Source organism: Olsenella sp. HMSC062G07, from assembly GCF_001811895.1.
In the GTDB taxonomy this organism is placed as follows: domain Bacteria; phylum Actinomycetota; class Coriobacteriia; order Coriobacteriales; family Atopobiaceae; genus Olsenella_F; species Olsenella_F massiliensis.
Genome location: NZ_KV806951.1, coordinates 869,191 through 882,561 on the forward strand (window position 1 = coordinate 869,191; position 13,371 = coordinate 882,561).

The following is a 13,371-nucleotide window of genomic DNA, read 5'->3' on the forward strand; positions in this document are numbered from 1 at the left end:
ATTGGCTGCAAGTCCGGACTATTACGAGATCCTCGGCGTCGCGAGGGATGCCGACGCCAAGACCATCAAGCGCTCCTTCCTCAGGAAGGCGCGCACGCTGCACCCCGACGTCAGCAAGGAGCCTGACGCGGAGGCGCGCTTCAAGGAGGTCAACGAGGCCTACTCCGTCCTCTCCGACGAGCGCAAGCGCTCGAACTACGACCGCTACGGCACGCCCGACGGCCCAGGCGGCTTCGGCGCTGACTACGTGGACATGTCGGACATCTTCGGCGGGGGCTTCGGCATCAACGACATCTTTGACTCCTTCTTCGCCGGCGGCGGCTCCGCCGGCGGTCGGGCTCCGCGCACCCGCGGGCGTGACATGGGCATCACGCTGCGCATCACGCTCGAGGAGGCGGCCTCGGGCTGTACCAAGACGGTCTCCTATGAGCGGCTGGCCCCCTGCGACGACTGCGGCGGCCGCGGCGCGGCAAAGCACGGAAAGGTCGTCACCTGCACGCGCTGCCAGGGCACCGGGCGCGTCGTCGAGGTCCAGCGCACCATCTTCGGACAGATGCAGTCGCAGACGACCTGCCCGGCGTGCCAGGGCGCCGGCACGGTGATGGACCACCCCTGCGAGACGTGCGGGGGACAGGGGCGCACGCCCTCGCGCGAGGTCGTCGAGGTCAAGATCCCCGCGGGCGTCCACGCAGGACAGTCGCTCGCGCTGGGGGGCAAGGGCGAGGCGGGCGTGCGCAACGACCGTGCCGGCGACCTCGTGGTGACCGTTGACGTGCGGGCGCACGAGCGTTTCGAGCGGCAGGGCGACGACCTGTTCTGCAAGGTCGAGGTCGACGCCCTTGACGCCATCGTCGGCAGGACCCTGACCCTGGACGGCATCATCGAGGGCGAGCGCGTCGAGGTGCGGGTGCCGGCAAACTGCGCCTACGGCGAGCGGGTGAGGGTGCCAGGCAGGGGCATGCCGCGGACGGGCTCCGCGACGCGCGGCTCGCTCATCGCCGTCGTCCAGGTGAACCCCCCCGCGAATCTGGCCGAGGAAGACCTTGAGCTGCTGCGCGGGCTCGTCAGGCGCCGCCGGGCCGCCGCAGGGGTCGAGCCTCGCGACGCGGCCGCCGACGCCACGGCGTCGGCGTCGCGCGAAAAGAAGAGGCCCCACGGCAGGAGGCGTCGTTGACGGCACCGCGCGTCGCCTACGTGAACCTCGGGTGCAGGGTCAATCGTGACGAGCTGGACGACATCGCCCGCACGCTCGCGGCCGAGGGCGTCGCCGTCGTGGACCCGCCCGACGCGAGCGTCATCGTCGTCAACAGCTGCGCCGTCACGGGGGAGGCGCAGGCGACGACGCGCAAGCGCGTGCGTCACCTGGCAGCCCTGCCCCAGGCCCCCGAGGTGGTCGTGACCGGCTGCGTCGCCAGCCTCTTTGCCGACGAGCTCGCGTCCGTCGCCCCCAGCGTGCGCGTGGTGCCCGACAAGGCACAGGTCGCCGCCCAGGTCATGAGCGTCGTGGGGATCTCGGCCCTGCCGCACGAGAGCGCCGCGCCGCGCCCCGGCACGCCCACGGGTCGCACACGCCCCGGCATCAAGATCCAGGACGGCTGCGACCATCGCTGCAGCTACTGCATCGTCTGGAGGGCGCGGGGTGCCCAGCGCTCGCTTCCTGCAGCGGACGTGCTCGAGCGGGTCGCCCGCGAGAGCGAGCGCGGCGCTGCCGAGGTCGTCCTCTCGGGCATCAACCTGGGAAGCTATCAGGACCGAGGACTGGACCTCGCCGGCCTCTTGGCGATGCTCATGCGCGAGACGGACGTGCGTCGGGTGCGCGCATAGGCTCCATCGAGCCCATGGACGTCAGCGCCCGCCTCGTCGAGACGCTCGGGGCGTATCCGGAGCGTCTCGCCCCCTTCCTGCACGTGTGCCTGCAATCCGGCTGCGATGCGACGCTCGCCCGCATGGGCAGGCCCTATGACGTCGCCGCGTACGCCCGCATGGCCCGCATGGCCCGCGCTGCCGTGCCCTCCCTGGCGCTGGGCACCGACGTGATCACAGGCTTTCCCGGCGAGACTGAGGCGGAGTTTCAGCAGAGCCTGTCGTTCTGCCGTGACATGGCCTTTGCCAACATGCACGTGTTTCGCTACTCGCCCCGACCCCTCACGCCGGCGGCGGACGCCCCTGACCAGGTCAGCGCCCAGGACAAGGCCGCGCGCAGCGCCCGGCTGCGCGCCCTCGCGCGCGACCTCCGCCGTGAGGCGGCCAGGGCGCGTCTGGGCACCGAGGAGCTCGTGGTGGTGGAGTCGCGCGGCAGAGGCGTCACGGGCGGCCTCTTTGACGTGCGCGTCTCACCGGCGGCGCAGGTGGGGTCGATGGTGCGCGCACGTCCCACGTCCCTGCTCGATGACGGGAGCCTCCTTGCCGAGCTTCTGTGAGCGCGGGCGTTCTCGGGCTATCATGGAGTCGTGCGCCTTGGGGTGCGCCCAGCGTCAACCTGGAAGGAGCGCCTGCCCATGCAGCCGACCCACGTCCGCCTGACCATTCCTGACGCCATAGACCCGCTCAGCCTCATGGGTCCGTCGGACTCGCTTCTCAGGAAGGTCGAGGAGTCCTTTGACGCCATGGTCTCCGTCCGGGGCAACCAGATCAAGGTCATGGGACCCGCGGACGAGGTCGATGCGGCGACGTCGGTGTTCTCGCGGCTCATACGGCTCGTGGAGAGGGGCGAGAGGCCCGACGAGGCCGACGTCGAGCTGCTCGTGGGACAGGTGCGTCGCGGCGTCAGGAGCTCCCCCGACCTCTCGCGCGACATCCTGCTCACCTACCGGGGACGCTCCATCCGCCCCAAGACCGAGGGGCAGCAGCGCTACATCGAGTCCATAGCCCGCAACACCGTGACCTTTGGCGTCGGGCCGGCGGGCACGGGCAAGACCTACCTCGCCATGGCCATGGCCATGGCGGCGCTCAAGCGCAAGGAGGTGGGTCGCATCGTGCTCGCGCGACCGGTCGTTGAGGCGGGGGAGTCGCTGGGCTACCTGCCCGGCACGTTGCAGGAGAAGCTCGACCCCTACGTGCGGCCGCTCTATGACGCGCTGTTCGACATGCTCGACATGGAGGGGGGCAGCTCCCTCATCGAGCGCGGCGTCATAGAGATCGCCCCTTTGGCCTTCATGCGCGGACGCACGCTCAACGACTCCTTCGTCATCCTCGACGAGGCCCAGAACACGACGCCGGACCAGATGAAGATGTTCCTCACGCGCCTGGGCTTCTCGTCCAAGTTCGTGATCACCGGCGACCAGACCCAGCGTGACCTGCTCGGGCGCAACGGCCTCGAGTCGGCGCGGGTCGTGCTCGCGGGCCTCGACGACGTCGCGTTCGTTGACCTCGACAAGGGTGACATCGTCCGTCACAGCCTTGTGGCCCGCATCGTGGACGCCTACGATAGGGCCGAGGGCGCACATGAAAAGAGAGCGGAGTAGCATGCCCCACCATGAGATTGACTATTGCTGCGACGAGGGCGTCACGTGCCCCGTCAGCCCGGAGGAGATCGTCCGCGACGTGAGCCTCGTCCTTGACCAGGAGGGCGTCGAGCGGCCCTGCCTCATATCGGTGAGCGTCGTCAGCGACGAGCGCATGGCGGCCCTCAACGAGAGGTGGCGCGGGTGCCCGCAGGCCACTGACGTCATCTCGCTCGAGTGCGAGCGTCCCTGCGACCCTGACCTGGCGCCCGGCGAGCCCTGCGAGCTGGGCGACGTCGTGCTCGCGCCCGACTACGTCGCCCGCCAGGCACGACGCTACGGCACCGCCTGGGCTGACGAGTTCAGGCTCCTGCTCGTTCACGGCACCCTCCATCTTCTTGGCTACGACCATCTGGAGGAGGACGAGGCGCGGGCCATGGAGGCGCGTGAGGACGAGCTCGTGCGCCTGGTTTTGGCCGACGAGCGCGTGGCGCCCGTGAGGCTGACCCGTCATCGTGAGGGCTAGCGCATGATTCCGGGAAAGACGCCCCGTCATCCGTCCTTCAGGAGGAGCTTCCTCTTTGCCGTCCAGGGCCTTCGGGGCGCCCTGCGACAGGAGCGCAACCTCAAGGTCATGCTCGCCGTGGGAGCCTGCGCGCTCATCGGGGGCATCGCCGTGCGACTTGACCCGCTGAGCTGGGCCCTCCTCTTGCTCTGCTGCGGCGTCGTCATCGCCGCCGAGCTGCTCAACACGGCCGTCGAGACGGTCGTCGACCTCGTGTCTCCCGAGTTCCACCCCCTCGCGGGGCGGGCCAAGGACATCGCCGCAGCCGCCACCTGGACCCTCTCGGTCGTGGTGGCGCTCATCGGTCTCATACTGTACGTCAATGCCATCGTCCGTCTCGTCCTAGGATAGGTGAGTCATGTCAGACCAGCATGCCGGCAGGGAAGACGCGCCCGGCCAGCCCCCGCATCACAGCGGCTTCGTCGCTCTCGTCGGCAGGCCCAACGCCGGCAAGTCCACGCTGCTCAATGCTTGCTACGGGGGCAAGATCGCCATCACCTCCAACGTGGCGCAGACGACGCGTCGGCGCATGAGGGCCGTCATCAACACCGATGACACGCAGGTCGTCATCGTTGACACGCCCGGCCTCCACAAGCCTCAGGACGCCCTGGGCAAGGAGCTCAACAGGGCCGCGCTCTCGTCGCTCGCCGACGTGGACGTCGCGGCCTTCCTCGTGGACGCCACCAAGCCCGTCGGTAGGGGGGACGAGTGGGTCGCCTCGCACGTGGAGGCCTCAGGCGCCCCGTACAAGCTCCTCGTCGTCACCAAGGCCGACCTCGTCGAGCCCGAGCGTGCCGCCGCGCAGCTTCATGCGGCGGCGGACTTGGCCCACTTTGACGAGGGAATCATCGTCTCGGCCAAGGAGGGCTTCAACGTGGACGTCTTTTTGCGCCTCGTGTCCGCGCACCTGCCCCTGGGCCCTTCCTGGTTTCCTGAGGACATGGACGTCGACATGACGGACGAGGAGCTCGTCGCGGAGTTCGTGCGCGAGAAGGTGCTCCTGAACCTGCGGGAGGAGGTTCCCCATTCCGTGGGCGTGGTCTGTGACGGCATCGAGTGGGCCAAGGACGGCCACGCCTCCGTCCGCGCCACCATCGTGGTCGAGCGCGAGGGCCAGAAGGGCATCGTCATCGGCCACAAGGGCGCCATGATCAAGCGCATCGGCATCTCGGCCCGCCGCGACGTGGAGAGGCTCCTCGACGCCCCCTGCTACCTTGACCTGCGCGTCCAGGTGCGTCCCGCGTGGCGGCGCGACCAGTCCGAGATCAGGCGCATGGGCCTGTCCGTCGAGGAGTAGCCCCGTGCCCGCGCGCACCTTCCGGCTCGGCTGCGTCGTCCTCGGCCGCACCAAGCTCTCGGAGCAGGACCTCATCCTGACGCTGCTCAGCCGCGAGGGCGAGCAGGTGCGCGCCGTCGCCAAGGGCGCGCGCAAGCCGGGGGGGCGCCTCGCCTCGCGCTCCGAGCTCTTCTCGGAGGTGGACGTCCTGCTCGCCAAGGGGCGCGGCGCGCTCTCCATCGTCAGCGAGGCCACCCTCGTCAACCCCCATCGAGGCATCCGGGGCGACTACGGACGCGTGTGCGCGGCCAGCGCCGTGGCGGAGCTGGCGCGCCTCACCAGCTTCGAGGACGTGCGCGACCCCTACCTGTACGGCATCTGCGCCACGGCGCTCTCGGCTGTGGAGGGGCTGTCCTGCCAGGCCTCGCTCAGGCTCCTCACGGCGGCCTACGCCCTCAAGGTCTGCGCGCACTGCGGTTGGATGCCGCAGCTGGCGTCATGCGTCGCCTGCGGCGACCCCGACGTGTCGTCGCTCTCCTCGCTAGCGGGCGGGGCCCTTTGCGCCAGCTGCGCCAAGGACGTGCCGGGTGCCCGGCTCCTGGGCGCAGGGGGCCTCGCCTGGGTCTCGTCGCTGCTCTCGCTCACCTTTGACCAGCTGCTGTCCCTTGATTCTGACGACGCCACGGCGGCGCTGCTGTTGGAGGTCTCTCATGAGTGGGCGTCCACCCACCTTGACGCGCGCCTGCGCTGCCTGGAGTTCATGCTCGGGGCCTGAGTTCCCGCCCGCCCGGCGCCGGGCGGGCGTGGCAACTATGGCGACCTTGTTTAGTTGCGCCCGTGACCCCGCCTCCAGCCCCGTAACGGCGCCGACGTGCTATCCTAGCTTCCGTCCGTACCTTTGACCTAGGGGCTCGCTCGCCAGGCGGCTCTCCCGGTCTGAGGCGAATATTCAGGAAAGGAAGAACCCCCATGGCAGTCTCAAAGGATCGCAAGGCAGAGCTCATCGCCCAGTATGGCAAGGACGCCCAGGACTCCGGCTCCGCGCCCGTCCAGGTGGCCCTGCTCACCGAGCGCATCAAGGGCCTCACCGAGCACATGAAGTCGCACAAGAAGGACTTCCACACCCGCCGCGGCCTTCTGATGCTCGTCGGCCAGCGTCGTCGCCTCCTGTCCTACATCAAGAGGCAGGACATCGAGGCATATCGAGCGCTCATCAAGAGTCTGGGCATTCGCGACAACATCCAGTAGACCACAGATGGCATCGTGGGGAGCGCCGCAAGGCGCTCCCCTCACATGACGGCCCGCCTGCAAAGGGGCAGGCGGAGATAAAGAGGAAATGACATGGCAAAAGTTACGCACGAGTTCGACCTCTATGGAAAGCACTACCGTCTCGAGACGGGCGAACTCGCGAAGCAGGCCACCGGCGCGTGCGTGGTGTCCTGCGGGGAGTCCACGGTCAACGTGACCGTGGTCGTCTCAAAGGAGCGCAAGAACTACGACTTCTTCCCGCTGACCGTGGACTTCATCGAGAAGATGTACGCCGTGGGACGCATCCCGGGAGGCTACCTCAAGCGCGAGGCGCGTCCCTCCGAGAAGGCCACGCTCACGGCGCGCATGATCGACCGCCCCATCCGCCCGTCCTTCCCCGACGGCTTCCGTAACGAGGTGCAGATCGTCGCCATGCCGCTCGTGGCCGACCAGGTCAACTCCGTGGACACGATCTCCATCATGGGCGCCTCCGCGGCGCTCACCGTGGGCGGCGTCCCCTTCGAGGGCCCGCTGGCCGGCGTGCGCATCGGCCGCGACGTCGAGACGGGCGAGTTCATCGTCAACCCGACCTACGAGGAGCGCGACGCCTCCGACCTCGACCTGGAGCTGGGCGGCTCGGCCACCTTCATCAGCATGCTCGAAGCGGGCGCCAAGGAGATCTCCGAGGATGACATGCTCGCCGCCATGGCCTTCGGCCAGGAGGCCATCGCGGCCTTCTGCGAGGAGCAAAAGGCCTTCTTTGCCAAGGTGGAGGCCGCGAACGGCCCCATCGCGCCGCGCGAGTACCTGCTCGACGAGCCCGTCGCCGAGGTTCACGAGCGCGTCTTCGCGCACTTTGACGAGATGGCCGCCGCGCTCAAGGACGCCGACAAGCTCGCCCGCATGGGCAGGGTCGAGGCGCTCAAGGACGCCATCAGGGCGGAGTTCTCCGAGGAGGAGCAATCCCTGTGGGACCGCGCCATCCCCGTCGAGCTCAAGGGCCTCGAGAAGCACGCCATGCGCAAGATGGTCGTCGAGACCGGCGAGCGCGTGGACGGGCGCGCGGCCACCGAGATTCGCCCGCTCATGGTCAAGCCCAACTACCTCGCCCGCGTGCACGGCTCCGGCCTCTTCCAGCGCGGCCAGACGCAGGTCCTCTCCGTGGCCACGCTCGGCATGCTCAACGAGTGGCAGCGCCTTGACACCATCGAGCCAGTCGATGGCAAGCGCTACATCCACCACTACAACTTCCCGCCGTTTTGCACGGGCGAGACGGGCCGCATGGGCGCGCCCAAGCGTCGCGAGATAGGCCACGGCAACCTCGCCGAGCGTGCGCTTCTGCCCGTGATCCCCTCCGAGGACGAGTTCCCCTACACCATCCGCGTGGTATCTGAGGTCATGGAGTCCAATGGCTCCTCGTCGATGGCCTCGACCTGCGGCTCGACGCTGGCCCTCATGGACGCCGGCGTGCCCCTCGCCCGTCCCGTCTCGGGCGTGGCCATGGGCCTCATCCAGGAGGAGGGCAAGACCGTCGTCCTCACCGACATCCAGGGGATCGAGGACTTCCTCGGCGACATGGACTTCAAGGTCTGCGGCACCACCAAGGGCATCACGGCCATGCAGATGGACAACAAGGCCACGGGCCTCACCCCCGAGATCCTGCGCCAGGCGCTCCACCAGGCGCACGAGGGCCGCATGTTCATCCTCGACGCCATGCTCGAGCAGATTCCCGCCCCGCGCGAGACCACCAAGGACACGGCGCCCAGCATCATCAGCCTCACCATCCCCACGGACAAGATCCGCGACGTGATCGGCTCGGGCGGCAAGGTCATCCGCGGCATCCAGGACGACACGGGCGCCACGATCGACGTCCAGGAGGACGGCACCATCTTCATCGCGGGCACCGCCGGCGCCGGCGACGAGGCGGCCGAGCGCATCAGGGCCATCGTCAAGGTCCCCGAGGTGGGGGAGGAGTACCTGGGTCGCGTCGTGAACATCCAGCCCTTCGGCGCCTTCATCGAGCTTCTACCCGGCAAGGACGGCCTGCTCCACGTCTCGCGCGTCGCCAAGGGTCGCGTGGACAAGGTCGAGGACGTCCTCAGCGTCGGCGACGAGGTTCGCGTCCAGGTGCTCGAGGTGGACGAGAAGGGCAAGATCAGCCTCGACCGTCTCGACAAGCCCGAGGCGCCCGCCGGCTCCGGCAGGTCGCGCGAGCACGAGGGCGCGGAGCGTCGCGGCCGCCGTCCCGGCGACCGCGGCGGCAACGGGTCGGGCCGTCAGCCCCGCCGCCGCCACGAGGGCTAGTCACCGTCATCATCCATAACGTCGCGTCATTCTGGACCAGCCTCGGAGCTCTCCCGGCTGGTCCAGCCGTACCTATGGCTCACCGGCGGCAGTGAGCCCTCACGGGGACTTCCCTGATCGCGCCGGCGTCGTTTGGCCACGTGGCAAAAGGCGCCCAGGCTCCTTGGGAGTGTTGATGAGGCGTTTGTCCCTTCTCGGCGAAGGGCGGCGAGGATAGTACAATGGTCACGATGAAGATGGCGGGGCCTCCACGACGTGGCCCCAGAGATAGCTTTGACTAAGAACGTCACGAAAGGACAGCAAGCGCACATGGCAAAACAGCAGACTCCCCTGAGGGTCATCCCTCTGGGCGGACTCGACGGCATCGGCAAGAACATGACCGCCTTCGAGTATGGCGACGATCTGGTCCTCGTCGATGCGGGACTCATGTTCCCTGACGACGAGCAGCCAGGCGTCGATTTGGTGCTTCCCGACTACAGCTACGTCCTCGAGAACGAGGACAAGCTCAGGGGCATCCTCATAACCCACGGCCACGAGGACCACACGGGCTCCCTCCCGTACCTGCTTATGGACCTCGGCAGGAAGGTGCCCATCTACTCCAGCAAGCTCACGCTTGGGCTCATCGAGGGCAAGCTCGCCGAGCACAAGCTCAACTCACCCAAGCTCCGCGAGGTCAAAAACGGCACCCACATCAATCTGGGGGCCTTCAGCATCGACTTCTTCTCCCAGACGCACTCCATCCCGGCGGCGCTCGGCGTATACATGCGCACGCCGGCGGGCTCCGTGCTCCACACCGGCGACTTCAAGCTCGACCAGACGCCCATCGACGGACGCCTTCCCAACTACCAGGCCATCAACCGCTTCTCCACGATGGGGATCGACCTGCTGCTCTCGGACTCCACCAACGCCACGCGCCCGGGCTACACCCCCTCGGAGGCCACGGTGGGGCCGTCTCTGCGCCACATCATCAAGAACGCCGCGGGTCGCGTCTTCGTCGCGTCGTTCTCGAGCCAGATTCACCGCATCCAGCAGGTCTGCGACGCCGCGACCTGCGTCGGTCGCAAGGTGGTCGTCACGGGCCGCTCCATGATCAACAACACGCGCATCGCCCGCGAGCTGGGCTACCTCAAGATTGACCAGGACGACCTCATCGACGCCTACGAGGTCCACGACATTCCCGACGAGAAGATCGTCGTCCTCTGCACGGGCAGCCAGGGCGAGCCCATGAGCGCCCTGGCCCGCATGGCCAACGGCGACCACAAGTCGCTCACCATCACGGCAGACGACACGGTGATTATCTCGGCCACGCCCGTTCCCGGCAACGAGAAGAGCGTTCAGGGCATCATCAACGCGCTCTCGAAGATCGGGTGCACGATCTTTGACAAGTCAACGACCGTCGTGCACGTCTCGGGCCACGCCTCGCAGGAGGAGCTCAAGCTCATGCTCGCCATGACGCGTCCGCGCTACTTCATGCCCGTCCACGGCGAGGCGGTCCATCTGCGCGCCCACGCGCGCCTGGGCGAGGCCATGGGGGTGCCCCGCGACCACATCTTCATCGCCGACAACGGTGACACCCTCGAGATGCGCAACGGCACGGTGAGCTGGGGGCAGCCCGTGGAGTCGGGCGTGGTCTACGTGGACGGCCTCAACGTGACGGACAGCGACCCCGTGGTGTTCCGCGACCGTCAGAAGCTCGCGAGCGACGGCATCGTCACCTGCGTCGTCACCGTGTCGCGCCGCGGCGGCGAGGTCGGCGACGTGGCGCTCGCCTGCCGCGGCGTCACCTTCGACTCCGAGGGGCTTGTCGAGGATGCCCAGCGCCTCGTCAAGGAACAGATGTCCAAGCGCGCGCGCAAGAGCGGCAGCAACCTCGAGACGCTGCGCAAGGCGGCTCGCAGCGCGCTGTCCAGCTACCTCTGGGACAAGACGCGCACGCGTCCCATGGTCATTCCGGTCATTATGGAGGTCTAGCGCCGCATGGCAGCACTACGTAGATCAAACGCAGCTCACAACCGCACGCGCAAGCCCGCCTCGCGCCCGGGGGCCCCGAGTCCCTCTCGCGCCCTGGGGAGCCTGCGCGGCACGGCCGCAGGCGACATCGTCGGGGTCCTGCTCATGGTGCTCGCCATGGCGCTGGCCGTCTCCGTCGTGTCGCCCTCTGACGCGATCGTGACGCAGGCCTGCGGTCAGGCGCTTCATCTGTGCTTTGGCGCGGGCGCGCTTCTCTGCCCCGTGGCCGTCGCCGTGCTCGCGCTGACGTTCTTCGTGCCTGACGACGGGCCTCTCTCGGGCCACATCGCGCTGGGCGTGCTCCTCATCGCGCTTGCGATTTTGGGCCTGCTCTCCATCAACTCATACGTCGTCGGGGTAAAGGCCCCGGCCGTCTTGTTGGACGAGGTCGCCAAGGAGTTTGGCGGCTACGTGGGCGGGGCGCTTGCCTTGCTCCTCCTTGAGAGCGTCGGCCAGGTCATCGGCAACATCGTCCTCGTGGGCCTCGCCATCGTGGGCGTCGTCGTCTGCGGCTTCTCGGTGTCGCGCCTGGTCGAGCGCCTTCAGGACTCCTTGGGGTCGGCGCGGCGCCGCATCGCCTCCCGGCGCCGGCCCCTGGACCTTGAGGGGCCTCTTGACGACGGGCTTCCTGACGCCGTCGCTCAGCATGAGGACGTCGCCCAGACCACGTTCTTGGGCTCTCGCAAGACTACCGTCCTCAGGAGGGGGCGCCCCGAGGCGCCGGGCGAGGAGGCGCCCACACGGCTGCTGCGTCATCGTCATCCTGACATCGACGTCGCCACGTCCGAGCCCGCCGCGACGACGGCCGTCGTCGCAGGCGAGGGAGCCTTGGACGTTGCGAGCGACCTGCCAGGTCAGCCGGCCGTCCCGCCGTTTCTCGAGGACGCCGCCGCGCGCTCCCTGACGCGCGGGCGCCGGGGGACCCCGCGCAAGCACGCGGTCGCCCAAACGCCCAGCTGCACCACCTCTCGGGCCCGCGCGGAGGCTCCTGCCCGTCCCGTGTCCCCCGCGGCCAAGGCCAAGACGTCGCGCCCGGGCGATGACGCCGACGGCTACGAGCTGCCGCAGTTCTCCATGCTCTCCTCCAACCCCAACAGCGCCGCAAGCGCGAGCAGCAAGGAGGAGCTCGACCAGACGCGCGCGCGCCTCCAGGGCACCCTGGAGGAGTTCGGGCTCACCGGCCGCGTCGTTGACTACGTCTCGGGGCCGCTCGTGACCACCTTCCGAGTCGAGATGGGGGAGGGGGAGCGCGTCAACCGCATCCGCAACCTCGAGGACGACATCGCGCTCACGCTCGCCGCCGAGAAGGTGCGCATCTTCGCTCCCATCCCAGGCACCTCCTACGTGGGCATCGAGATTCCCAACAAGTCGCGCCAGAACGTGCATCTGGGAGACGTGCTGCCCTTTGCCGCAGGCGGCCCCCTCGAGGTGGCCATCGGCCGCGACTCGGCGGGCAGGCCCGTCATCGCCGACATAGCCAAGATGCCTCACATGCTCGTGGCGGGCACGACGGGATCGGGCAAGTCCGTCATGATCAACTCCATGATCATGTCCCTGCTCATGCGCACCACTCCCAAGCAGGTCCGCCTCATCATGATCGACCCCAAGCGCGTGGAGTTCTCGGCATACAACGGCCTTCCGCACCTCTACGTCCCCGTCGTCACGGAGCCCCGCCAGGCCGCGAGCGCGCTCGCCTGGGCCGTCTCGGAGATGGAGCGGCGCCTCAAGGTCTTCCAGAAGGCGGGGGCGCGCGACATCAAGGTCTACAACCGCCTCTGCAAAGACGGCGCCCTCGCCAAGATGGACAACCCGCCCGAGCCCATGCCCTTCCTCGTCGTCATCATCGACGAGCTCTCGGACCTTATGATGGTCGCCGGCAAGGACGTCGAGGCGTCCATCGTCCGCATCGCGCAGCTCGCCCGCGCGGCGGGCATCCACCTCGTCATCGCCACGCAGCGCCCCTCCGCCAACGTCGTCACCGGACTCATCAAGTCAAACATCGACAGCCGCGTGGCGCTCAAGGTGTCCTCGGGCATCGACTCGCGCGTCATCCTTGACGAGACGGGCGCCGAGCGCCTCTTGGGCAACGGCGACATGCTCTTCAAGGACCGCGGCCTCTCGCCCCGCCGCGTCCTGGGCTGCTACACGTCGGACCGCGAGATCAACGACGTGGTGGAGTTCATTCGCGCCCAGGCGGCGCCCGACTACCACGAGGAGATCCTCTCGCAGGTCGTCCCCGGGCAGCCCGGCGCGTCCGGCGCGGGCATGGGAGAGGAGGACGAGGCGGACGACCCGCTTCTGTGGGAGGCCGCGAGCATCGTCGTCGACTCCCAGCTGGGCTCCACCTCGGGACTGCAGCGAAGGCTCAAGGTGGGGTACGCCCGTGCTGGTAGAATCATGGACATGCTCGAGGCAAAGGGCGTCGTCGGCCCGCCGGACGGCTCGAAGCCTCGCGAGGTGCTCCTGGACAAGGACTCCCTCGAGCAGCTCAAGACCCAAGAAGCCGCCTTTAGGGGGGTGTAGGG

Annotated in this window: 12 protein-coding genes; all 12 read left to right on the forward strand. The window is 68.4% G+C overall.

What is annotated here, in order from left to right:
- Position 1: 1 nt before the first annotated feature.
- Entirely contained in the window at positions 2-1,174 is a 1,173-nt protein-coding gene (locus HMPREF2826_RS07015) for a DnaJ C-terminal domain-containing protein (RefSeq protein ID WP_070640503.1), read from the forward strand.
- The gene (locus tag HMPREF2826_RS09685; protein WP_246824711.1) at positions 1,171-1,824 is read left to right on the forward strand and encodes a radical SAM protein; all 654 of its coding nucleotides are present in this window, start codon (positions 1,171-1,173) and stop codon (positions 1,822-1,824) included. The genes HMPREF2826_RS07015 and HMPREF2826_RS09685 overlap by 4 nt, the downstream gene beginning before the upstream one ends.
- Positions 1,825-1,838: 14 nt before the next feature.
- Complete coding sequence (locus tag HMPREF2826_RS09690; RefSeq protein ID WP_246824712.1) at positions 1,839-2,420, forward strand: hypothetical protein; 582 nt, start codon at positions 1,839-1,841, stop codon at positions 2,418-2,420.
- 78 nt (positions 2,421-2,498) lie between these two features.
- The gene (locus tag HMPREF2826_RS07025; RefSeq protein ID WP_058270420.1) at positions 2,499-3,464 is read left to right on the forward strand and encodes a PhoH family protein; all 966 of its coding nucleotides are present in this window, start codon (positions 2,499-2,501) and stop codon (positions 3,462-3,464) included.
- Between the two features lies 1 nt (position 3,465).
- Positions 3,466-3,969, forward strand: a complete 504-nt coding sequence (gene ybeY, locus HMPREF2826_RS07030; protein ID WP_070640505.1) for an rRNA maturation RNase YbeY — start codon at positions 3,466-3,468, stop codon at positions 3,967-3,969.
- Between the two features lie 3 nt (positions 3,970-3,972).
- Positions 3,973-4,359: a diacylglycerol kinase family protein gene (locus HMPREF2826_RS07035; protein WP_058270418.1), complete on the forward strand. Its 387-nt coding sequence runs from the start codon at positions 3,973-3,975 to the stop codon at positions 4,357-4,359.
- Between the two features lie 7 nt (positions 4,360-4,366).
- Positions 4,367-5,305 carry a GTPase Era gene (era, locus tag HMPREF2826_RS07040; protein ID WP_070640507.1) on the forward strand — a complete coding sequence of 313 codons (939 nt, stop codon included), beginning with the start codon at positions 4,367-4,369 and terminating at the stop codon, positions 5,303-5,305.
- Positions 5,306-5,309: 4 nt separating this feature from the next.
- Complete coding sequence (recO, locus tag HMPREF2826_RS07045) at positions 5,310-6,059, forward strand: DNA repair protein RecO (protein WP_070640508.1); 750 nt, start codon at positions 5,310-5,312, stop codon at positions 6,057-6,059.
- A 194-nt stretch (positions 6,060-6,253) separates the two neighbouring features.
- Positions 6,254-6,532 (forward strand): 30S ribosomal protein S15, encoded by a 279-nt coding sequence (rpsO, locus tag HMPREF2826_RS07050; RefSeq protein ID WP_058270415.1) that lies wholly within the window; start codon positions 6,254-6,256, stop codon positions 6,530-6,532.
- A gap of 93 nt (positions 6,533-6,625) precedes the next feature.
- Entirely contained in the window at positions 6,626-8,836 is a 2,211-nt protein-coding gene (locus tag HMPREF2826_RS07055; protein ID WP_070640510.1) for a polyribonucleotide nucleotidyltransferase, read from the forward strand.
- Between the two features lie 309 nt (positions 8,837-9,145).
- Positions 9,146-10,807: a ribonuclease J gene (locus HMPREF2826_RS07060; protein ID WP_070640512.1), complete on the forward strand. Its 1,662-nt coding sequence runs from the start codon at positions 9,146-9,148 to the stop codon at positions 10,805-10,807.
- Positions 10,808-10,813: 6 nt separating this feature from the next.
- Positions 10,814-13,369, forward strand: coding sequence for a DNA translocase FtsK (locus HMPREF2826_RS07065; RefSeq protein WP_070640514.1), 2,556 nt, complete (start codon positions 10,814-10,816; stop codon positions 13,367-13,369).
- Positions 13,370-13,371 lie beyond the last annotated feature (2 nt).

What these genes read in the sequence shown, in the direction of transcription:
- HMPREF2826_RS07065 (WP_070640514.1), top strand. Translation starts at nt 10,814, where the DNA reads ATGGCAGCACTACGTAGATCAAACGCAGCTCACAACCGCACGCGCAAG.
- HMPREF2826_RS07035 (WP_058270418.1), top strand. Translation starts at nt 3,973, where the DNA reads ATGATTCCGGGAAAGACGCCCCGTCATCCGTCCTTCAGGAGGAGCTTC.
- HMPREF2826_RS09690 (WP_246824712.1), top strand. Translation starts at nt 1,839, where the DNA reads ATGGACGTCAGCGCCCGCCTCGTCGAGACGCTCGGGGCGTATCCGGAG.
- ybeY (WP_070640505.1), top strand. Translation starts at nt 3,466, where the DNA reads ATGCCCCACCATGAGATTGACTATTGCTGCGACGAGGGCGTCACGTGC.
- rpsO (WP_058270415.1), top strand. Translation starts at nt 6,254, where the DNA reads ATGGCAGTCTCAAAGGATCGCAAGGCAGAGCTCATCGCCCAGTATGGC.
- era (WP_070640507.1), top strand. Translation starts at nt 4,367, where the DNA reads ATGTCAGACCAGCATGCCGGCAGGGAAGACGCGCCCGGCCAGCCCCCG.
- HMPREF2826_RS07025 (WP_058270420.1), top strand. Translation starts at nt 2,499, where the DNA reads ATGCAGCCGACCCACGTCCGCCTGACCATTCCTGACGCCATAGACCCG.
- HMPREF2826_RS07055 (WP_070640510.1), top strand. Translation starts at nt 6,626, where the DNA reads ATGGCAAAAGTTACGCACGAGTTCGACCTCTATGGAAAGCACTACCGT.
- HMPREF2826_RS07060 (WP_070640512.1), top strand. Translation starts at nt 9,146, where the DNA reads ATGGCAAAACAGCAGACTCCCCTGAGGGTCATCCCTCTGGGCGGACTC.